This window comes from Xanthomonas sp. GW (genome assembly GCF_014236815.1).
GTDB lineage: Bacteria > Pseudomonadota > Gammaproteobacteria > Xanthomonadales > Xanthomonadaceae > Xanthomonas_A.
The window spans coordinates 3,889,176-3,910,112 of record NZ_CP051189.1 but is presented as its reverse complement, the minus strand read 5'-3'; the positions used below and the strand labels follow the sequence as shown (position 1 = coordinate 3,910,112).

Sequence of the window (20,937 nt, the reverse complement as noted above, 5' to 3'; positions counted from 1 at the left end):
TCGCCGCGGAGAGCGTTCAAATGTGTGGCATCGTCGGAATCGTCGGCAATCAGAATGTCGCAGCGCAACTGTATGACGGCCTGGCCGTGCTGCAGCACCGCGGGCAGGATGCCGCAGGCATCGCCACCGCCGACGGCACCCGTCTGCGCGTGCAGAAGGCAAACGGCCTGGTCCGCGACGTCTTCGACGAGAAGCGCATGGCGGTGCTGGAAGGCCGGGTCGGCATCGCCCATTGCCGCTATCCCACCGCCGGCTCGGAAGGCATGGACGAGGCGCAGCCGTTCTACGTCAATTCGCCCTACGGCATCGCGCTGGCGCACAACGGCAACCTGATCAACACCGAGGCGCTGCGCCAGCAGGTGTTCGAGGCCGACCGGCGCAACATCAACACCGATTCGGACAGCGAAGTGCTGCTGAACGTGTTCGCCTACGAGCTGGACGCGCAGCGCATGCTGACCCCGGAAGCGGCGATCCGCGCGGTGGCCGGCGTGCACCGCCGCTGCAAGGGCGGCTATGCGGTGGTCAGCGTGGTGCTGGGCCTGGGCCTGGTGGCGTTCCGCGACCCGCACGGCATCCGTCCGCTGGTGCTGGGCAAGCGCGAGGGCGTGGAAGGCGACGAATACATCGTCGCTTCCGAGTCCTCGGCGCTGGACATCCTCGGCTTCACCCGCCTGCGCGACGTGCGCCCCGGCGAAGCGCTGGTGATCACCGGCCGTGGCGAGCTGTTCTCCGAAGTCTGCGCCTCGCCGACCGACCACACCCCGTGCATCTTCGAGTACGTGTACTTCGCGCGCCCGGACTCGATGATCGACAACGTCTCGGTGCACAAGGCGCGCATGCGCATGGGCATGAAGCTGGGCGAGAAGATCCTGCGCCTGCGCCCGGACCACGACATCGACACCATCATCCCGATCCCGGACACCTCGCGCGACGCCGCGCTGGAGATGTCCAACGTGCTCGGGGTGAAGTACCGCGAGGGCTTCGTCAAGAACCGCTACGTCGGCCGCACCTTCATCATGCCGGGGCAGGTCGAGCGGGTGAAGTCGGTGCGCCGCAAGCTCAATCCGATCCACCTGGAATTCCGCAACCGCGTGGTGCTGCTGGTCGACGATTCGATCGTGCGCGGCACCACCAGCCGGCAGATCGTGCAGATGGCGCGCGAGGCCGGCGCGCGCAAGGTGTACCTGGCCAGCGCCGCGCCGCCGGTGCGCTACCCGAACATCTACGGCATCGACATGCCGGCCGCCGACGAGCTGATCGCGCATGGCCGCAGCGAGCAGGAAATCCAGGAATTCCTCGGCTGCGACTGGCTGATCTATCAGGATCTGGAAGACCTGGAGACCGCGGTGCGCGAGGGCAACCCGGAACTGAAGACCTTCGATTCCTCGTGCTTCAACGGCGAATACACCACCGGCATCGAGCCGGGCTACTTCGAGCGCATCATGCAGCTGCGTTCGGACGAAGCGAAGAAGAAGCGCCGCGCCTGACGCGGCCTGGCGTGGCGCACGGATGCAGGACGCGCAAGCCGGCGGGGATCTGCTGCACGCGGCGCGGCTGTGCCTGGCCGCCAGCGCGCCCGAGGACAAGGTCGCCCTGACCCAGCGCTATGCCGCCGCGTTCGCCGCCGGCGCGTTGCGCGTGCCGGCGGACGCCGGCGAGCCCGAGCCGATCCGCATGCCGGGGCGCCCGCCGCGGCCGCTGCTGGTGCATCCGCGCGAGCTGCCGCGGCGCGGCCTGGGCAGCGCCGAAGGCCGCGCCGCCTTCATCCATGCGATCGCGCACATCGAACTCAACGCGATCGACCTGGCCTGGGATGCGGTATACCGCTTTCGCGGGTTGCCCGACGCGTTCTACGCCGACTGGGTGGCGGTGGCCGCCGACGAATCGCGCCATTTCGCGCTGCTGCGCGAGCGGCTGCGTGCGCTGGGCCACGACTATGGCGATTTCGCCGCGCACAACGGGCTGTGGGAGATGTGCGAGAAGACCGCGCACGACGGCCTGGCGCGCATGGCCTTGGTGCCGCGCGTGCTGGAGGCGCGCGGACTGGACGTGACCCCGGGCATGATCGTGAAGCTGCGCGCGCTCGGCGACGCCGCCACGGTCGAGATCCTGGAACTGATCCTGCGCGAGGAAGTGGCGCACGTCGCCGCCGGCTCGCGCTGGTACCGCTGGTATTGCGCGCGTGCCGGCATCGAGCCGCGCGCCCGCTTCGCCGAGCTGCTGCGCGAATACGCCGGCGGTTACCTGCACGGCCCGTTCAACCTGCCGGCGCGCCTGCTGGCCGGTTTCGACGAGGACGAACTGCTCGCCTTGCAGCGCCAGGCCGGCTGAGGCGGCGCGCTGCCGCGTGGCGAGGCGGCCTGCGTTACCCGGCGGACCGGCGCGGACGGTTTCCCAACGATCGCCGCTGGCTTGCGTCGACACCCCATGAGAGCGGTCGCGCGCTGTAAAGGGCAGTGCGTGGATGCCGATCACGGTGCTACTGGAATGGCGATCTCTGAGTGGGAACGCGATCGACTTTGTTGCTTGCGCTGAACATTGGCTGAGCGGCTAATCGGAATCCCCCGTGCGCTATGCCCGATGCCTGCTGCGCGAGGGACGACGCTCCGTCTCTTCTCACCACCCCTGGGAGTACGACATGAAGTCGATGTGCTGCCTTACCGCGATGCTTGCCCTGTGTGTCGCCGGTTCCGCCTCCGCGGCCGGAAAACCCCTGTTCCAGAGCAGTCAGTACATTTCCAAGGCCATCCCCGGCGAGCCCGCGTTGAGCCGGGTGCTGGCCAATCCCGCCACCGGCGCGGTGCAGAGCGTGCGCGTGGACGCCGCCGCGGTGGACGCCACGCAGGCGCAGCTGGAACTGGACCTGCTGGGCCAGCGCGTCACCGCCACGCAGACCAAAACCGAACGGTTGGAAGGCGGCAACAGCATCTGGTACGGCAACCTTGGCAACGCCGCCGCGGCCAAGGCGCGCGCGCGCTCCGGACTGGATCCGCTGAACTCGGCGATCCTGGTGCGCAGCGGCGACACCGTCACCGGCAGCATCCGCAGCAACGGCACGCTGTTCCACCTGCGCCCGATCACCGGCGGCGGCCACGTGCTGGTCGAGGTCGACGAAAGCCGCATGCCCGCCGAGCATCCGGCCGAGTACGCGCTGCTGCCGACCATCCAGATGCCGCAGTCCGTGGTCGACGACCGCGCCACCACCGCCGCCGCCTCGTCCGGCTCGCCGGCGACCATCCGCGTGCTGGTGGTGGCCACTAACCAGGCGGTGACCAGCTACGGCGGCAACATGCAGTCGCTGGTGCAACTGGCGGTGGCCGAGTCCAACCAGGGCTACACCAACAGCAACGTCGGCATCACCATGCAACTGGCCGGCTACCAGACCACCAGCTACACCGAGTCCGGCGACTTCACCACCGACCTGAGCCGCTTCCGCGGCACCAGCGACGGCTACATGGACAGCATCCACACCACGCGCAACAGCGTGGCCGCCGACGTCGGCGTGCTGATCATCGACAACAGCAGCTATTGCGGGCTGGCCTCGGGCATCGGCTCGACAGCGGCCACCGCGTTCGCCGCGGTGTACTGGGATTGCGCCACCGGCTACTACAGCTTCGCCCACGAGATCGGCCATCTGCAGAGCGCGCGACACGATATCGCCACCGATTCGAGCACCTCGCCGTACGCCTACGGCCACGGCTACCGCTACGGCAACAGCTGGCGCACGATCATGGCCTACAACTGCACCGTCAGCTGCCCGCGCCTGAACTACTGGTCCAACCCGAACATTTCCTACGGCGGCGTGCCGATGGGCAATGCCAGCACCGCGGACAACCAGCGCGTGCTGGTCAATACCAAGGCGGCGGTCGCCGCGTTCCGCTGAGACAGCGCGTTCAAGGGGCGCTCCGATGCAGGCCGCGCCAGGCCTGTGTCGGGGCGCTCCGCTTGCCGATCCTGCAGGCCGGCCGGACGCCGAGGCGTCCGGCTTCGGCTATGCTGAGCGACGACGTGTCCGGCAGCGCCGGGCGCGCACCGCTCATTACTCATGGAATCGGCAATGGTGTTGAAGAGCATTGGCCTGCCGGCGGCCTTGGCACTGGCGATGTTGAGCATGGGCTGCGGCCCGGCGGATCCGCCGGCCGCACCGCCGCAGGCGCCGGCGACCGCGTCGGCCCCCGCGACCGCACCGGCCACGGGCCAAGCGCCCGCGGCAGCGTTCGACGAAACCCGCGCGGTGGACATGCTGGAGACGCGTCTGGCGGCCGACCATGTCTATGCCGATGCGCAGTGCCTGCAATACTTTGCCGAGACCGACGCCGAGCCCGTGGCCGCTGACGCCGCTGCATCGCCGTCGGTGACCGCCGAACCCGCCGCCAGCGCATCATCCGTCGCGATCGATGTCGCGGTGCGCGAGAAGCACGGCGAAGGCTGTCCGGGCGATCCGCAGACCGCACCGGTCAGGGATCGCTACCGGGTCGAACGCTCCGGCGCGATCCTGTGGTACGACGTGGCCGAGGGCGATTTCGTCGGCTATGCGCAGCGTGCGCGCGACAACGCCGGCGGCATGCTGTAACGCTCGCGGGTTCTGTGCGTGCGTTTCTGACCGCTGCCGATTACAGCTGCTGCAACTGGCAACCCTGCGCATCCACGCGCAGCACCGAACCCTGTTCGTACCAGTCGCCGAGCACGATGCGGGTGCAGCTGCGGCCGTTGGCGTCCAGCGTGTGCATGGCGGGGCGGTGGGTATGGCCATGGATCATCCGCGCCACGCCGTAGCGCGCGAAGCTGGCCGCGACCTCGTCCGGCGCCACGTCGGTGACGGTCTCGAACTGGACACGGTCGCCTTGCTTCATTTCCGCTTGCCGTGCTTGGCTGGCGGCGCGCGCCTGCTGCGCATAGGCGATGCGCGCGGCCAGCGGCTGCGCCAGGAACTGCTGCTGGAACGCCGGGTCGCGGGTCTGCGCGCGGAACGCCTGGTAGGCGGTGTCGTCGGTGCACAGCAGGTCGCCGTGCAGCAGCAGCGTCGGCTCGGCGTACAGATCGATCACGCACGGATCCGGCAGCAGGCGCATGCCGGCGCGGCGCGCGTAGTCGGCACCGAGCAGGAAATCGCGATTGCCGTGCATGAAGAACACCGGTACGCCGGCATCGCTCAGCGCGCGCAGTTCGAGCGCCACCGCGTCGGCCGTCTCCGACGGCGTGTCGTCGCCGATCCAGGCCTCGAACAGGTCGCCGAGGATGTACAGCGCCTCGGCACCGCGCGCTTCGCCGCGCAGGAAGTCCAGAAACAGCGCGGTGATCGCCGGCCGGGCCGGATCCAGGTGCAGGTCGGAAATGAACAGCGTGGTCATTTCTGCATTGTAATGGAGCCGGGATTGGGGATTGGGGATTGGGGATTCGGGATTGGCAAGGTCCAGCGTACGGCGTCCGCTCCCGCTTCTACGAATCCCCAATCCCGAATGCCCAATCCCCGCTACAAGACCACCCACAGGGATACCCCGGCCAGCAGTGCGCCGATGCCGGTGGCGGCGAGCACGTCGCTGGGATAGTGCAGGCCCAGCACCACCCGCGACAGCGCCACGCAGGCGATGAAGGGGATCAGCAGCGGCGCCAGCCACGGGTAGTAGGCCAGGGCGACGATGCCGAACGACACCGCATGCAAGGTGTGCCCGGACGGGAAGCTGAACTCGTCCAGCGGCGCCACCCAGGCGCGGATGCGCAGGTCGGCCGCGTACGGGCGCGGGCGCCGGGTCCAGCGCTTGAGGCCCTTGTACAGGCTCAGCGCGACCACGCCGGTGGCCGCCATGTGCGCGGAAGCGAACACGCCGCCCATGCCGTCGCAGACCACCAGCAAGGTCATCAGCGCATACCAGAACACGCCGTCGCCGAGGCGGCTGATCAGCGCGAAGAAGCGCCGCACCGAGCGCCGCCGGCACCAATGGTTGGCTTGCCGGCACCAGCGGGTTTCGTGCCCGCGCAGAATCTCAAGCCGCGTCGACATGGGACCTCCTGCTGTACGCCAGTTCGCCGAGAAGGGCCTCGAAATCGGCCACGACCTGTTCCGGGCGCAGCTGCTGCATCGCCGCGCAGGCGGCCTCGCCCAGTTGCCGGCGCAGGGTGTCGTCGCCGGCCAGGCGTACCGCCGCGGCAACGAAGCCGTCGTCGTCGGCCACCGCCGCACCGTTGACGCCGTCGCGCAGGTATTCGCGCGCCGCGCCGTAATCGAAGGCGACCGTGGCCACGCCGCTGGCCATCGCTTCCAGGGTCACGTTGCCGAAGGTCTCGCTGCGGCTGGGAAACAGGAACAGGTCGCCGCTGGCGAAGTGCCGCGCCAGCGCGTCGCCGCGCTGCACGCCGCAGAAGATGAAGTCGGGGTTTTCCTGCGCCAGGCGCTCGCGCATCGGGCCGTCGCCGACCCAGACGAAGCGCGCTTCCGGACGCACCCGCTGCAGTTGGCGGAACGCGCGCACCGCCAGCGGCAGGTTCTTTTCCGAGGCGATGCGGCCGACGTACAGGGCCGCGCAGCCATCGTCGTCCAAGCCCCACTCGCGGCGCAGCTGCGCATCGCGGCGCTGCGGTTCGAACTGGCGGTTGTCCACCGCGCGCGCGAGCAGGCGTGCGCGCTCGAAGCCTTGCCCGGCAAGGAAGTCGAGCAGCTCGCGGGTCGGCACCAGGGTCGCGTCGGCCTGGTTGTGGAAGCGCCGCATCCAGCGCAGCGCGGTCGACTGCAGCCAGGCGGCGCCGTACTGCGGCAGGTATTCGTCGAAGCGGGTATGCAGGCCGGTGGCGATCGGGATGCCCAGGCGCCGCGCGGTGCGCAGCGCCGACCAGCCCAGCGGGCCTTCGGTGGCGATGTAGACCGCGTCCGGTGGCGTCGCCTGCCATAGCCGGGCCAGGCGACGCGGCGCGGGCAGGCCGAACTTCAGGCCGGGGTAGCGCGGCAGCGCCGCGCCGCGCACCAGCAGCGCATCGCCGTCGTGGTCGCCCACCTGGCGCGGCCGCACCACGTCGACCTGATGGCCGAGCGCACGCAATCCCAGTTCCAACCCCTGCACGGTCAGCGCGACGCCGTTGACCTCAGGGGGGTACGTCTCGGTGACGATCGCGTAGCGCATGCTTCAGGCTCCGGTTTGCCAAAGCATCGCGCGAGGCGGTGAAGCGAACATGTCCGCCGCATGTAGGAATCATGACGCCGGCCCAGGACGTTTAGCCGCGCGCCAGTTAGAGGGCGCTACGACTCCCCAATCCCGAATCCCCAATCCCGGCCTTCAAGCCACAAACGGCCGGAAATTGATCCCCAACCCCGCCATGCCCTCGACCTCGCCGATCAGGTCGGCGCGCTGCAGCGGCCGCGATTCGATCCACGGCTGCGACAGGATCAGGTGCAGGTCGTCGCCGCTGGCCTTCAGGTCCAGCGACGGGATCGGCTCGGATTCGTGCGCGCGGTGCAGCAGCACCGCCAACCGCAGCAGCGCGGCCTTGCGCTTGGCGCTGAGCAGCAGGCGGTCGGGCAGGGCGTCGAACGCGGTCTTGGGCACGTTGCGGCGATGGGTGCGCACCAGCGTCGCCAGCACCTGCTGCTCCTGCCGCGAGAAGCCGGCGATGTCGGAGTGCTCGAGCACGTAGGCGCCGTGCACGTGGTACTGGCTGTGCGCGATGGCCTGGCCGAGCTCGTGCAGGCGCGCGGCCCAGCCGAGCATGCGCTCGTCGTCGGCATCCAGCGCCCAATCGCTGGCGACCTGCGCGAACAGCGCCATCGCGGTGGCTTCCACACGCGCAGCCTGCGCCTCGTCGATGCCGTAGCGCTGGGTGAGCGCAGCGATCGCGGTTTCGCGCGGATCGTTCTCGCCGCCGCGGCCGAGCATGTCGTACAGGATGCCCTCGCGCATGGCCGCCTTGCTCACCATCAGGCGCTGCAGGCCCAGCGCCTGGAACGCGGCCTCCAGCACCAGCACGCCGCCAGCGATGATCGGCCGGCGGTCGGCGGACAGGCCGGGCAGGTCGATGTCCTCGATGCGCTTGGCCAGCAGCAGGCGTTCGCGCAGCTGCGGCAGCGCCTCGGCGGTGATCGCGCCCTTGGTCAGCTTCATCGCCGCGCAGATCTCGCCGATCGCCTTGTGCGTGCCCGACGAACCCAGCGCCTCGTCCCAGCCCAGCGTGCGGTACAGCCCGGCGAACTGCTGGAACTCGGCGCCGATCTCGGTCAGCGCGTCTTTCCATTTCTTCTTCGACAGCTTGCCGCCTGGGAAAAAGCGCCGCGTGCTGGCGATGCAGCCGGCCTGCAGGCTTTCGCGTTCCAGGGTCTGGAAACCGCGGCCGATGATGAATTCGGTGGAGCCGCCGCCGATGTCGATCACCAGCCGGCGCTGGTCCGGCTTGGGCGGCTGCGCATGCGCCACGCCCAGGTAGATCAGGCGCGCTTCCTCGCGGCCGCTGACCACTTCGATCGGATGGCCGAGCGCGGTTTCGCCGGGAATCAGGAACGCCTGCGGCGAGCGCAGCTGGCGCACGGTGTTGGTGGCCAGCGCACGCACGTGCAGCGACGGCACGTCGCGAATGCGCTGGCCGAAGCGCGCCAGGCATTCCAGCGCGCGCTGCCGCGCTTCGGCCGACAGCCCGCCCTTGTTGTCCAGGCCGTCGGCCATGCGCACGGTCTCGCGCAGGCGGTCCACCACCCGCAGCTGCCCGAGCTGATACCGCGCCACGACCATGTGGAAACTGTTGGAACCCAGGTCGATGGCGGCCAGCAGGTCGCCATCGCGCAACGGCGTGTACGGGGAGATGGAAGGCATGGGCGGAATGGTAGCCGATGCACGGCAGGTGCCGTCCATCGGCGCGCAGGTGGCGTGGCTCAGAGTCCGTCGAGTAGGGTCAGCTGCGCCGAATGCGGCGGCTGGTCCTGGCCCGGCGCCAGCTTGCGGTAGGCGCCGCTGGCGTCCAGTTCCCACGCATTGAGATTGTCGGCCAGATAGTTCTGCAACACCTCGCGATGGATGCGCTTGACCAGATCCGGATCCAGGATCGGGAAGCAGGTCTCCACGCGCCGCAGCAGGTTGCGCTCCAGCCAGTCGGCGCTGGCGCAGAACAGTTCCGGCGCGCCGTCGTTGCCGAACCAGTAGATGCGGCTGTGCTCGAGGAAGCGGCCGACGATCGAACGCACCCGGATGTTGTCCGACACGCCCGGCACGCCGGGGCGCAGCGTGCACGCGCCGCGCACGATCAGGTCGATCTTGACCCCGGCCTGCGAGGCCGCGTACAGCGCGCGGATCACCTGCGGCTCGTTGAGCGCGTTCATCTTGGCGATGATGCGGCCCGGGCGCCCGGCCAGGGCCAGCTTGGTCTCGCGCTCGATCCGGTGCAGCACGCCCGGGTGCAGGGTGAACGGCGATTGCAGCAGGCGCTTGAGGCGGATCTTCGGCGCCAGCCCGGACAGCTGCTGGAACAGCAGATGCACGTCGTTGCAGATGTCCGCGTCGGCGGTGATCAGGCTCAGGTCGGTGTAGGCGCGCGCGGTGCCGCTGTGGTAGTTGCCGGTGCCCAGGTGCACGTAACGGCGCAGCTTGCGGCCCTCGCGGCGCACGATCAGCAGCATCTTGGCGTGGGTCTTGTAGCCGACCACGCCGTACACCACCTGCACGCCGGCTTCCTGCAGGCGATCGGCCAGGCCCAGGTTGGCTTCCTCGTCGAAGCGCGCGCGCAGCTCGACCACCACGGTCACGTCCTTGCCGTTGCGCGCGGCCAGCACCAGCGCATCGACGATGCCCGAGTCCTTGCCGGTGCGGTACAGGGTCTGCTTGATCGCCAGCACCTGCGGGTCGACCGCGGCCTGCTTGATCAGGTCCAGCACCGCGGTGAACGCGTCGAACGGGTGGTGCAGCAGCACGTCGTCGGCGGCGACGATGGCGAAGATGCCGTCGCTGTCGCGCAGCGTGCGCGGATTCATCGGCGAATATTTCAGCTCCGGGCGCTGCACCAGGTCGTAGACCTGATTGACCCGGCTCAGATTGACCGGGCCGTTGATGCGGTACACCGCGTTTTCCGGCAATTCGAAGTTCTGCAGCAGGGTGCGCACGATCGGCTTCGGGCAGTCCTCGGCGATCTCCAGGCGCACCGCCGGCCGGTAGCCGCGGTTGACCAGTTCGTCGCGCAGCGCCAGTGCCAGGTTCTCCACTTCCTCCTCGTCCACCACCAGCTCGGAATTGCGGGTCACGCGGAACTGGTAGGAGCCCATCACCTCCATGCCCGGGAACAGTTCGTCGACGAAGGTGGACAGCACCGAGGACAGGAACACGAAACTCTGCCCGCCCTCGGACAGGCTTTCCGGCAGCTGGATGATGCGCGGCAGCGAGCGCGGCGCGCGCACGATCGCCAGGTGGCCGACGCGGCCGAACGCGTCGGTGCCCTTCAGCACCACCACGATGTTCAGCGACTTGTTGAGGATCTTCGGGAACGGATGCGCCGGGTCCAGACCCAGCGGCGACAGCACCGGCATGATCTCGTTGCGGAAGTAGGCGCGCAGCCAGCGCTTCTGCCGCGCGTTCCAGCTGTTGCGGCCGAGCACGCCGATGCCGGCGTCCTTCAATGCCGGCCGCAGCACTTCGTTCCAGCAGCGGTACTGATGGTCGACCAGCTGCGCGGCGCGGTCGTGGATGGTGTTGAGCACCGCGCTCGAGCTGAGCCCGTCCGGCGCCGGCGGCAAGCCGAATTCCAGCGCGTGGCGCACGGTGGCGGCGCGGATCTCGAAGAACTCGTCGAGGTTGGTGCAGGAGATGCACAGGAAGCGCAGCCGCTCCAGCAGCGGCACGCTCGGATCCTGCGCCTGCGCCAGCACGCGGAAATTGAAATCCAGTTGCGACAGTTCGCGGTTGAGATACAGCGACGGGTCGCGCAGCGGGTCGCTGGGAACCTCCGGTGGTGGCGTGGGCGGCAAAGCGGCGGCGCGTGGCATGGCGTTACTCGTTAGGCGGAGGTCAGGGTGGCACGGTCGTGCCGCGGATGCACGCGTCCGGCGCCGAAGTGACAGGAAAACGTGCTGCCCTTGCCGACTTCGCTTTCGATGTCCAGCCGCGCCTGGTGCAGGCCCAGCACATGCTTGACGATCGACAGCCCCAGCCCGGTGCCGCCGCTTTCGCGCGAACGGCTGCTGGACACGCGGTAGAAGCGCTCGGTGATGCGCGGCAGGTGGTGCGACGGGATGCCGTAGCCGCTGTCGCGTACCGACAGCACCGCGCCGTCGCCTTCGCGGGCGAAGGTGATGCTGACCGCGCCGCCGGCAGGGGTGTAGCGCACCGCGTTGGTGACCAGGTTGGAGAACGCGCTGTGCAATTCCTTGTTGGATCCGACCAGGTCCAGATCGGCCTCGTCGTGCACCTCGATGCGGTGCCGGCCCTGGCTATGCGCTTCGGCCTCGCGGCGCAGCGTGGCCAGCATCGGCGCCATCGCGATGCTCTCTTCGTTGGCGTGTTCCTGCGATTCCAGCCGCGACAGGGTCAGCAGGTCTTCGACCAGTTGGGTCATGCGCTGCGACTGCTTGCGCATCTCGGCGATCATCGGCCCGGAATCGGGGAAATCTTCCGGATCGAGCATGTCCAGGTAGCCGTGCACCACGGTCAGCGGCGTGCGCAGTTCGTGCGAGACGTTGGCGACGAAATCGCGGCGCACCTGCTCCAGCTGCAGCAGCTTGCTGACGTCGCGCGCGACCAGCAGCCAATAGTCGTCGGAATAGGGGATCAGGCGCAGGTTCAGGCGCAGCCGGTCGTCCAGCGGCGAGGGCGTGTCCAGCATCGGCTCGGCGTTGCGGCCGCCGGCCAGCCAGTGCGCCAGCGGCATCGGCTGCAGGCGTTCCACCACCGGCACGTTGAGGTCGCCGGGATGGCGCAGGCCGAGCAGGGTGCCGGCGGCTTCGTTGAACCACTGGATGCGCTGGCTGTTGCGGTCCACCACCACCACCGCGTCGGGCAACGCCGCGGCGGCGGCGCGGTAGGCGCGCAGCATGTCCAGCAGGCGCCGCTTGCGCGTGCGCATTTCCGCCTGGCTGCGGTACAGCAGCCGGTCCAGCTCGTTCCACACCCCGGTGCCGGCCGGCGGTTCCCAGCGCTGGCGCGCGGTCAGCCGGCCCAGCACGCGGCGCAGGCGCCAGTAGTGCCAGCCCATCACCGCCAGCGAAGTCAGGGTCAGTGCCATCCACACGTGGCCGCCGACCCAGCCGGCCAACACCGCCAGCAACAGCAGTGCGGCGAGGGTGCCGAGGGTCTTGAGCCAGGCGTAACGCATGTGGCGGGGCATCGGGAGCGCGCTCTGTCGCGATGGATCGTATTTGTCGTCCGCCGGTTATAGCAGGCGACGGCGACAGTCAGATGGACGAGGAGAAGCGGTAGCCGGAGCCGCGCACCGTCTGCACCATGTTCTCCACCGCGAACGGCTCCAGGGTCTTGCGCAGCCGGCGGATGTGCACGTCGATGGTGCGCTCCTCGACGTAGACGCTGCCGCCCCACACGTGGTCGAGAAGTTGCGCGCGGCTGTAGACGCGCTCGGGATGGGTCATGAAGAAGTGCAGCAGGCGGTATTCGGTGGGGCCGATCGGCACCGGCGCGTCGCCTGCGAACACGCGGTGCGCGGCGCCATCGATGCGCAGGCTGCCGACCGAGACGCTGCCGTCTTCGTCGTCGTCGCGGGTACGCCGCATCACCGCGCGGATCCGCGCCAGCAGTTCGCGCGCGGAGAACGGCTTGACCACGTAGTCGTCGACGCCGGCTTCCAGGCCGCCGACGCGGTCGTTTTCCTCGCCGCGCGCGGTGAGCATGATGATCGGCACCTCGCGGGTCATCGCATCCTTGCGCCAGCGCCGGGCCAGTTCCAGGCCGCTGGTGCCGGGCAGCATCCAGTCCAGCAGGATCAGGTCGGGAACGCGGTCGGCGATGGAGGTCTGCGCTTCCCGCGCGTCGCCGGCGTGGACCGGTTCGAAGTCGCCCTTGCGCAGGGCGAACGCCACCATGTCGCGGATGGCGGGTTCGTCGTCGACGATCAGGATGCGTTTCTGCACGACGGCACCGTGGGGCTGGGAGGAGAGGTCGCCAGTAGACTACGGTTTTATTACTATTCGATGACCGCCGCCACAGTGCGTTTCAGCGCTGTTTCACATCCGGATCCTGTACGCCCTGGCGGCGCAGCTCCAGCACCGTGGGCGTGATCGCGGCAATCCGCGCATCGATGCGCGCGCGCGCCACGTAATCGAGGTCGTCGCGCTTCTTCAGATTGTTCAACTGGATCAGCGCCTGCTCGGGGCGTCCGTTCAGGTAGGCGGCCTCGGCATAGGCTTCGCCGGCGCGGTTGCCGTCGCCGGCCAGCTCGCAGGCGCGGGCGAAGGTGCGCTGGAACACCGGATCGTCGGCGGCCGCGCTCAGCAGCGGGCGCAGCACCGCCTGCGCGCGCTGCCCGGCGGCACGGCCGCCTTGCTCGTTCAGCGCCGTGGCATAGGTGAGCGCCACCGCGCGGTTGCTCGGCAGGCGCTTGAGCAGGGCATCGAAGCGCGGGTTGGCCTGCTGGCTGTGGCCGTTGCGCGACTCGGCCTCGGCCACCGCCAGGCTCAGCCACCAGCTGTCCGGATGTGCCTTGAGCAGGTCTTCCAGGGTCTGCATGCCGTCCTGCGGGCTGCCGCCGCCGCGCAGCCGGGCCAGCGCCAGGCCGTAGCGCTGGGCGTCGCTGAGGCCCTGCTTGCTGCCCTGGCGCAGGCCTTCGTACTCGCGGACCGCATCGGCGGGGGTGTTGGCGCTGAGCACGCGCAGGCGCTCGCGGGCCCACTCGAACTGGCCGCTGGCGCCGCGCGAATAGGTCTCGAACGGCAATTGCAGGCGCCCGGGCAGCAGCGGATTGCTGGGCGCGCCCAGCGGCTGGCTCAGCGACACGTCGTTGGGATCGACCCGCTCGCGCAAGGTGCCGCCGGGCACGCTGGTGGTCACGGTCACCGTGTTCTTCTTCATCTGTTCGGCGCGCTGCCGCGCCTCGCTGATGCGGGTGGTGGTGACGGGGTGGGTCATCAGGTAGTCGGGAGTGCTGTAGCCGCCCTGATTGCCGCGCATCGCCAGCGACATGCGCTCGAAGAAGCCGGCCATCGCGTCCACGTCGTAGCCGCTGCGGGCCAGGGTGCGGATGCCCAGGCGGTCGGCCTCCGATTCGTTGGAGCGGGTGTAGTCGATCTGGCGCTGCTGCATCAGCCCCAGGCCGCTGGCGATCGCCGCCTGGGTGGCGTCGCCGCTGGAGCGGCCGCCGGCCTGCTGCGCGGCGACCACCGCGGCGAGCATGCCGAGCAGGATCGGCACCTGGTCGCGCTGCGCCCGCTCCACCCCGCGCAGCACGTGCTGCTGGGTGATGTGCGCGATCTCGTGCGACAGCACCGCGGCGACCTCGTCCTCGCGCTCGGCGGTCAGCACCAGTCCGGCGTTGACCGCGACATAGCCGCCCAGCGTGGCGAAGGCATTGATCTGGCGGTCGCGCAGCATGAAGAACGTGTACTTCTGCTGCGGCTGGTCGCTGTTGGCGCCGAGCCGGGTGCCCATGGTCTGCAGCCAGTCGTCGATCAGCGGATCTTCGAGCACGTAGTCGTAGTTGCGCAGCTCGGCCAGCATCATCTTGCCGTACTCGGCCTGGCGCGCCGGGGTCAGCAGCTCGCCGGCCGAGGAGCCGATGTCCGGCAGCTTGTTCTCCTGCGCCGGCGCGATGGCGGCGGCGGTAGCCAGGGTGATCGCGAAGGCAAGCGGCAGCGGGCGCAAGTGAGGCTCCAGGGCAGGGCGGGGTGCCGCGGCGGCGGCGGGTGAATCCAGGGTGGTTGAACCTGTGTGATCTGCAGTGTTGCGGCAGCGGACTCGAAAATCCACCTGGCCGCTACCATAGTGGCTTGGACCCCATTTCTCGCCCGGAGTTTCCCGTGGACACCCAAGCTACCGATGACGGCCAGGCCGGCGGCCCGCCGATCACCCTGTATTCCACCGCGATCTGCCCGTATTGCGTGGCGGCCAAGAACTTCCTGAAAAGCAAGGGCCGCAGCTGGACCGAGGTGCGCATCGACCTGGACCCGGCCGAGCGCGAGAAGATGGTGGCCCTGGCGCGCCGTACCAGCGTGCCGCAGATCTTCGTCGGCGACACCCATGTCGGCGGCTACGACGACATGATGGCGCTGCACCGCGCCGGCAAGCTGCAGCCGCTGCTCGACGGCCAGGCGCCCGAGGCGCAGGCATGAGCGCTGCGCAGGCGGGCGGCGAGGGTGGCGACGGCCAGGACCGGCTGCGCGAGTTCACCGAATTCCGCCAGCGCATGAACCAGCGCATCCTGGCCGAGCCGAACCAGGTGGTGCGGCGCTTCTTCGCGCTCGACACCCAGACCTACCAGGCCGGCGCGCTGGACGTGAAGACCAAGGAACTGCTCGGCCTGGTCGCCTCGCTGGTGCTGCGCTGCGACGACTGCATCAGCTACCACGTGGCCCAGTGCAAGGAGGCCGGCGTGCAGCGCGACGAGTTCTTCGAGACCTTCTCGGTGGGGCTGGTGGTCGGCGGCTCGATCGTGATTCCGCACCTGCGCCGGGCGGTGGATTTCCTCGACAAGCTCGAGGAAGGCGCCGCCGCTGCGCCGGCGGAACACGCGCACGGCTGAGTAGCGCCGGATCGACCTGGCACGCGCCGCCTGCGGGCGGCGCGCTGCGTTTTGCGCCTGCCTGGTTTTGGGGGGCTTCACCGGCTTCGGGCATAATTACTGGTGAAACCTCCTTGCGCCTGCAGCCCGGGCTTCCGGTCGGCGCGTTCCCCCTCTGTACGGAAACCCCAATCCTATGACGCAGACAATCACGGTCATTCGTGGCGATGGCATCGGCCCCGAGATCATGGACGCCACGCTGTTCGTGCTCGACGCGCTGAACGCCGGCCTCACCTACGAATACGCCGACGCCGGCCTGGTCGCCCTGGAGAAGCACGGCGATCTGCTGCCGGCCGCCACCCTGGACTCGATCCGCAAGAACAAGATCGCGCTGAAGAGCCCGCTGACCACGCCGGTCGGCGAAGGCTTCAGCTCGATCAACGTGGCCATGCGCCGCCAGTTCGACCTGTACGCTAACGTGCGTCCGGCTAAGTCGTTCCCGAACACCAAGTCGCGCTTCGGCGCCGGCGTGGACCTGATCACCGTGCGCGAGAACACCGAAGGCGCTTACCTGAGCGAAGGCCAGGAAGTGTCGGCCGACGGCGAGACCGCGGTGTCGATGGCCAAGGTGACCCGCAAGGGCTCCGAGCGCATCGTCCGCTACGCCTTCGACCTGGCGCGGGCGACCGGCCGCAAGAAGGTTACCGCGGTGCACAAGGCCAACATCATCAAGTCCACCTCCGGCCTGTTCCTGAAGGTGGCGCGCGAAGTGGCCGCGAACTACCCGGAGATCGAGTTCCAGGAAATGATCGTGGACAACGCCTGCATGCAGCTGGTGATGCGTCCGGAGCAGTTCGACATCATCGTCACCACCAACCTGTTCGGCGACATCCTGTCGGACCTGTGCGCCGGCCTGGTCGGCGGCCTGGGTCTGGCACCGGGCGCCAACATCGGCGTCGACGCGGCGATCTTCGAGGCCGTGCACGGCTCGGCCCCGGACATCGCCGGGCAGGGCAAGGCCAATCCGTGCGCGCTGCTGCTGGGCGCGGCGCAGCTGCTGGACCACGTCGGCCAGCCGCAGAACGCCGAGCGCCTGCGCAGCGCCATCGTCGCCACGCTTGAAGCCAAGGACGGGCTGACCCCGGACCTGGGCGGCAGCGGCAACACCATGGGCTTCGCCAAGGCCATCGCCAGCCGCCTCTGAGCGCGCCGGAAGATCGCAAAAAAGAAAAGGGCGCCTCGCGGCGCCTTTTTCTTTTGCTCGGAAGTTTGTCTGAAGCCACTTCCGCTCATCGATCACAGGGGAGCCGCTCTTGCGAATCCCCAATCCCGATTCCCGACTCCCGGCTTAATTGCGCGACTGCAACTTCGACAGCAACCGCAGGAACTCGATGTACAGCCACACCAGGGTGACCATCAGCCCGAACGCGCCGTACCACTCCATGTACTTGGGTGCGCCCTGTTCCACGCCGGTTTCGATGAAGTCGAAATCCAGCACCAGGTTCAGCGCCGCCACCACCACCACGAACAGGCTGAACAGGATGCCGACCGTGCCGGAAGCGTGGATGTAGGGGATCTGGATATTGAACAGCCCGAGCACGATGGTCGCCAGGTACACCAGCGCGATGCCGCCGGTGGCCGCCACCACGCCCAGCTTGAAGTTCTCGGTGGCCTTGATCAGCCCGCTGCGGTAGGCGAACAGCAGCGCGAACAGGGTGCCGAAGGTCAGCAGCACCGCCTGCAGCACGATGCCGTTGAAGCGGACTTCGTACATCGCCGAGATCGAGCCGAGGAAGAAGCCTTCCACCAGCGCGTACAGCGGCGCGGTGATCGGCGCCCAGGTCTTCTTGAAGGTGGTGATCATGGCCAGGATGAAGCCGCCGATGGCGCCGCCCAGCACGTAACCGATGATGCCCGGGGCGATCACTTCGTTGCCGGCGCCATCGACCGAGATCGACTGGCTCCAGGCGAACACCGCGGTCAGCACGGTCAGCAGCAGCAAGGCGCCGGTCTTGTGGATGGTGCCGTTCAGCGTCATCGCCTCGCCGTCGCGCGAAACGACCGCGCCGCTGCCGAGGTCGAGGAAGGTGGATTCCTTCAAGGCGGGGTTGCCGCTGCGGATCATGCTGTTTCTCCCTGTAAAAAAGACGATTGGCCCGTATCGGCCGCAAGTGGCGAGGATAGCGCAGGCGGTGCGAATGCGATGTGCCGTTGACACCGGGCCGCGAGGTTCCCACAATAGCCGACCTTTCCGGCCTCGGCCGCGAGGGTGTTCCGCCGGGGTATAGCGCAGTCTGGTAGCGCGCCTGCTTTGGGAGCAGGATGTCGGGGGTTCGAATCCCTCTACCCCGACCAATCCGATGTCCAAACGGCGGAGAGGAATGCGACAATCCGGCCCGGGCGCCCGTAGCTCAACCGGATAGAGCACCGGCCTTCTAAGCCGGCGGTTACAGGTTCGATTCCTGTCGGGCGCGCCACACCGGCGCCGGATAGGGTGTTGCAAGAGTTCAATGGTGGCTGTAGCTCAGCTGGTTAGAGTACTGGATTGTGATTCCAGATGTCGGGGGTTCGAGTCCCCTCAGCCACCCCATTGATCGTGTGACCCGCTGCTTCGCGGGGTGTTGCAACGAAGCAAAAAAGCGCATAAGATGCGCGACTCAGTTTCAGGGCCGTTAGCTCAGTTGGTAGAGCAGTTGACTCTTAATCAATAGGTCCAAGGTTCGAATCCTTGACGGCCCACCAAATCAAGCAGCCACTTAGCGCAAGCCAAGTGGCTGTTTTTTTGTGCGTCGAACGTGCGCAAGTGCATGCCGGCCATGGCGTCGCTTCCGCGCGACGCGGTCAGCGTTTCGCCGCCGCGATCGCCAGCGCCGCGTCCACCATCGCGTCGGGATGCAACGGATCGTCGTCGATGCCGATGTCCGGCGTCAGCCACAGTGGCGTCGCTGCGTCCGAAGGCCGCACCAGCAGCAGCCGCGGCGCCCACAGCACCAGTCCCGTCTGCGGCAGCGCGATCTTCTGCACGCCGCCGGTCTGCGTGCTCCTGACGCTGGCGCCTTCGCCCAGCAGCGTTCCGAAGCCGAAGTCCTGCATCGTGTCGGCGAACAGCACCGCCGAGGAATAGGTGCCGCGGCCGATCAGCACGTAGACCTTGCCGCCGAAGTACAGCGGATCGTCGGTGCGCGGAGCGCTCCAGGTGTCCACGGTTCCGCTCAGCACCTGGCCCTGCCGTTCGTGTTTCGCAGGGTCGTCGCGGAGCACTTTCTTGGTGTAGCGCGACGCCCATCGATAGGGTCGGTCGGCGATGTAGGGCAGCAGCCCTTGCAGCCACATCGCATCGTTGCCGCCGCCGTTCTGCCGCACGTCGATGATCAGCGTGCGCGTGCCGCTTGCCTGCATCTGCTGGAACGCGCGGCGGGTGAACTCCTCGAATGCCGCCTGCTCGGGCCACGAAAAGGTCCGAATGGTCATGACCGCGGCGGCGCCCGGGCGCAGTTCGAAGGCGAATTGCCTGTCGAAATCGTCCTCGCCGACCAGGATCGAAGGGTGTGCGCGACTTGCGGGCCTGCGCAGCCGCGCCTGCGCAGGCCCGGCGAGCGTCAGTTCGAACGACGCGGGCGCGCCGTACACTTTCCAGTAGAAGAACCACCAGCGCCGCGACAGCAGGTCGGCGCGGAAACGCGCGCTGTCGCCGTGCACATGCGCGAGCAGTGCGCGCGCGACGTCGCCTGCGGGAACGCCATTGATGGTCTCGACCGATCTGCCGGAAAGTGCCGTCGCAGCGCCGCCAAGCTCGGAGAGGATTCGCACCCGCGCTTGCGCATCGACCGTGATCTCGAAGGGAAACAGGGCGCCTCCTTCGCGCAGATGCTGTTCCGTCTCTGCGCGCCAGTCGGCGTAGCCGACGAAGAAGTGGCCGTCCGCAAGCAGCGGATTGAGCGTGGAGAAGTCCCGCCAGGCCGCATCGCGGTCCAGCCCGGTCGAGGCCCGTTGCCGCAAGGCGTCGATGGCAAGCTGGAGCTGTGCCGGATCGACCGAATGCGACGGATGCGGATGGGTCGCGGCGATTCCCGCTTGCAGGGCGTCGATGTCGGCGCGCAGTTGCTGGGGACTGTAGCGTTCGGCCGCCTGGCCGGGCGCTACGCCCAGGATTGGCGTGGCGGCGAGGAGGAGCAGGAATGCTCGGAGCAGTTGCGGGCTTCGCATCAGGGTGTCTCTGGAAGAGTGTTGAAAAAATACCATATAATTTCAAAATGACGAAAAAAGCCCAACACCCGCTCGACACCGCCGCGATCCGCGATCCGGCGCATATCCGTCTCCTGGCCTCGCCGGTACGGCAGGAACTGGTCGATACGCTGGCGTCGCTGGGTGGAGAGGCCAGCGTCGCGGAGCTGTCGGAACAGTTGGGCCGGCCGGCGGACGGGCTCTACTACCATCTGCAACTGCTCGCCGAGAGCGAACTCGTGCGCGAAGGCGAGGGCGCGGCGGGAGAGCGGGTGTTCCGGCTCGCGGGCAGCGCCGGCGTCCCGCTGCGCCTGTCCTACGACCTGGCCAACGCAGAGGCGGTCGCGGCCCTGGCCGCCTATGCCAAGGGCCTGGCGCAGGTCGCCGAGCGCGACTTCCAGGCGGCCCTGAAGCAGCCCCGTGTCGAGGTCGACGGCCCTGGCCGGCAGCTGTGGGCGGCGCGCAACAAGGGCTGGCTCAACGAGGCCGAACTGGCCGAGGCCAATGCGCTGCTGGAGCGGCTGTGCGAGCTGCTGAGCCGCCCGCGCGATCCGTCGCGCGATCGGCCGATGTCGCTGGCCTTCGTGCTGGCGCCGGCCGCGGTGCGCGGGCGGCGCCGGGTGCCCAAGGGCTGAGGGCAAGGCTACCTGGCACCTTGCCATCGGCGGGATCGCGGAAACGGCATGTGTGCTCCGCACCGCCATTCCGACGCTCGATCTTCGCAGCGAGGCTGCCTAACGCGTTGATTGCAAAGCCCTGCGGCACTGCATCCCGATCATCGGGCGCGCGCCTGGCCTCCCCGGTCGACGGCCGGGCCGGGCGCCATCCATTGCGTCGGGCGCCTTTTTCTTTGCCGGCAGGCCTGCAACAATGCACAGGCGCGCGCTCAGGCGCCGCAGCGCGAAAGTGGCGGAATTGGTAGACGCCCTGGTTTTAGGTACCAGTGCCGCAAGGCGTAGGGGTTCGAGTCCCCTCTTTCGCACCATCCCGGTGCCGCTTGCGCGGCCCGCCGCACCCCGTGCCCCCGTCCGCACCCCCGCCGCGCCAGCGCCGGCCGACCGGGTGCGCTGGCAGGCACCGCGGGAATAG

At 68.5% G+C, this 20,937-nt stretch carries 18 protein-coding genes and 5 tRNA genes; 13 read left to right on the top strand and 10 right to left on the bottom strand.

Annotated elements, in window-relative coordinates; genetic code table 11:
• Positions 1–20: 20 nt before the first annotated feature.
• The 4 genes from purF (at position 21) to HEP73_RS16765 (ending at position 4,573) form a co-directional block, all read left to right on the top strand.
• A complete protein-coding gene (gene purF / locus HEP73_RS16780; RefSeq protein ID WP_179570616.1) occupies positions 21–1,487 on the top strand; it encodes an amidophosphoribosyltransferase in 1,467 nt (488 codons plus the stop codon).
• 22 nt (positions 1,488–1,509) lie between these two features.
• Entirely contained in the window at positions 1,510–2,331 is an 822-nt protein-coding gene (locus tag HEP73_RS16775) for a ferritin-like domain-containing protein (RefSeq protein WP_185820836.1), read from the top strand.
• 307 nt (positions 2,332–2,638) lie between these two features.
• A complete protein-coding gene (locus tag HEP73_RS16770; RefSeq protein ID WP_185820835.1) occupies positions 2,639–3,883 on the top strand; it encodes a zinc-dependent metalloprotease in 1,245 nt (414 codons plus the stop codon).
• A 174-nt stretch (positions 3,884–4,057) separates the two neighbouring features.
• Complete coding sequence (locus HEP73_RS16765; RefSeq protein WP_255423538.1) at positions 4,058–4,573, top strand: hypothetical protein; 516 nt, start codon at positions 4,058–4,060, stop codon at positions 4,571–4,573.
• Between the two features lie 40 nt (positions 4,574–4,613).
• Here HEP73_RS16765 and lpxH read toward each other — a convergent pair whose 3' ends face one another.
• The 8 genes from lpxH to HEP73_RS16725 form a co-directional block, all read right to left on the bottom strand.
• On the bottom strand, positions 4,614–5,351 hold the full coding sequence (lpxH, locus tag HEP73_RS16760; RefSeq protein WP_185820833.1) for a UDP-2,3-diacylglucosamine diphosphatase: 738 nt from the start codon (positions 5,349–5,351) through the stop codon (positions 4,614–4,616).
• 122 nt (positions 5,352–5,473) lie between these two features.
• Positions 5,474–6,001 (bottom strand): phosphatase PAP2 family protein, encoded by a 528-nt coding sequence (locus tag HEP73_RS16755; RefSeq protein ID WP_185820832.1) that lies wholly within the window; start codon positions 5,999–6,001, stop codon positions 5,474–5,476.
• Positions 5,985–7,115: a glycosyltransferase family 4 protein gene (locus tag HEP73_RS16750; protein WP_185820831.1), complete on the bottom strand. Its 1,131-nt coding sequence runs from the start codon at positions 7,113–7,115 to the stop codon at positions 5,985–5,987. Before HEP73_RS16750 ends, HEP73_RS16755 begins: the two co-directional genes overlap by 17 nt.
• Positions 7,116–7,268: 153 nt before the next feature.
• On the bottom strand, positions 7,269–8,792 hold the full coding sequence (gene ppx, locus HEP73_RS16745; protein WP_185820830.1) for an exopolyphosphatase: 1,524 nt from the start codon (positions 8,790–8,792) through the stop codon (positions 7,269–7,271).
• A 59-nt stretch (positions 8,793–8,851) separates the two neighbouring features.
• Positions 8,852–10,948, bottom strand: a complete 2,097-nt coding sequence (gene ppk1, locus HEP73_RS16740; RefSeq protein ID WP_185820829.1) for a polyphosphate kinase 1 — start codon at positions 10,946–10,948, stop codon at positions 8,852–8,854.
• 11 nt (positions 10,949–10,959) lie between these two features.
• Positions 10,960–12,285 carry a phosphate regulon sensor histidine kinase PhoR gene (gene phoR / locus HEP73_RS16735; RefSeq protein WP_185813688.1) on the bottom strand — a complete coding sequence of 442 codons (1,326 nt, stop codon included), beginning with the start codon at positions 12,283–12,285 and terminating at the stop codon, positions 10,960–10,962.
• A 67-nt stretch (positions 12,286–12,352) separates the two neighbouring features.
• Entirely contained in the window at positions 12,353–13,042 is a 690-nt protein-coding gene (gene phoB / locus HEP73_RS16730) for a phosphate regulon transcriptional regulator PhoB (RefSeq protein WP_003468516.1), read from the bottom strand.
• A gap of 82 nt (positions 13,043–13,124) precedes the next feature.
• Positions 13,125–14,768 carry a M48 family metalloprotease gene (locus HEP73_RS16725; protein WP_185813687.1) on the bottom strand — a complete coding sequence of 548 codons (1,644 nt, stop codon included), beginning with the start codon at positions 14,766–14,768 and terminating at the stop codon, positions 13,125–13,127.
• A 155-nt stretch (positions 14,769–14,923) separates the two neighbouring features.
• On the opposite strand from HEP73_RS16725, the gene grxC reads away from it, so the two are divergent.
• The 3 genes from grxC (at position 14,924) to HEP73_RS16710 (ending at position 16,828) form a co-directional block, all read left to right on the top strand.
• Positions 14,924–15,235 carry a glutaredoxin 3 gene (grxC, locus tag HEP73_RS16720; protein WP_179570627.1) on the top strand — a complete coding sequence of 104 codons (312 nt, stop codon included), beginning with the start codon at positions 14,924–14,926 and terminating at the stop codon, positions 15,233–15,235.
• The gene (locus HEP73_RS16715; protein ID WP_185820828.1) at positions 15,232–15,645 is read left to right on the top strand and encodes a carboxymuconolactone decarboxylase family protein; all 414 of its coding nucleotides are present in this window, start codon (positions 15,232–15,234) and stop codon (positions 15,643–15,645) included. The genes grxC and HEP73_RS16715 overlap by 4 nt, the downstream gene beginning before the upstream one ends.
• A 175-nt stretch (positions 15,646–15,820) precedes the next feature.
• Positions 15,821–16,828 carry an isocitrate dehydrogenase gene (locus tag HEP73_RS16710; RefSeq protein ID WP_003468529.1) on the top strand — a complete coding sequence of 336 codons (1,008 nt, stop codon included), beginning with the start codon at positions 15,821–15,823 and terminating at the stop codon, positions 16,826–16,828.
• Positions 16,829–16,972: 144 nt separating this feature from the next.
• Here the strand turns inward: HEP73_RS16710 and HEP73_RS16705 are convergent, their stop codons facing one another.
• Positions 16,973–17,749 carry a Bax inhibitor-1/YccA family protein gene (locus HEP73_RS16705; protein WP_185820827.1) on the bottom strand — a complete coding sequence of 259 codons (777 nt, stop codon included), beginning with the start codon at positions 17,747–17,749 and terminating at the stop codon, positions 16,973–16,975.
• A gap of 153 nt (positions 17,750–17,902) precedes the next feature.
• Here HEP73_RS16705 and HEP73_RS16700 point away from each other — a divergent pair.
• The 4 genes from HEP73_RS16700 (at position 17,903) to HEP73_RS16685 (ending at position 18,366) form a co-directional block, all read left to right on the top strand.
• A tRNA-Pro gene (locus HEP73_RS16700) sits at positions 17,903–17,979 on the top strand.
• Positions 17,980–18,024: 45 nt separating this feature from the next.
• Positions 18,025–18,101 (top strand) — tRNA-Arg (locus HEP73_RS16695).
• Positions 18,102–18,137: 36 nt separating this feature from the next.
• Positions 18,138–18,214 (top strand) — tRNA-His (locus HEP73_RS16690).
• A 76-nt stretch (positions 18,215–18,290) separates the two neighbouring features.
• Positions 18,291–18,366, top strand: a tRNA-Lys gene (locus HEP73_RS16685).
• Positions 18,367–18,465: 99 nt separating this feature from the next.
• Here the strand turns inward: HEP73_RS16685 and HEP73_RS16680 are convergent.
• Positions 18,466–19,830, bottom strand: coding sequence for a S41 family peptidase (locus tag HEP73_RS16680; protein ID WP_221899353.1), 1,365 nt, complete (start codon positions 19,828–19,830; stop codon positions 18,466–18,468).
• Positions 19,831–19,877: 47 nt separating this feature from the next.
• Here HEP73_RS16680 and HEP73_RS16675 point away from each other — a divergent pair, with 47 nt between their 5' ends.
• Positions 19,878–20,483, top strand: a complete 606-nt coding sequence (locus tag HEP73_RS16675; RefSeq protein WP_185820825.1) for a winged helix-turn-helix domain-containing protein — start codon at positions 19,878–19,880, stop codon at positions 20,481–20,483.
• Between the two features lie 265 nt (positions 20,484–20,748).
• A tRNA-Leu gene (locus HEP73_RS16670) sits at positions 20,749–20,833 on the top strand.
• Positions 20,834–20,937 lie beyond the last annotated feature (104 nt).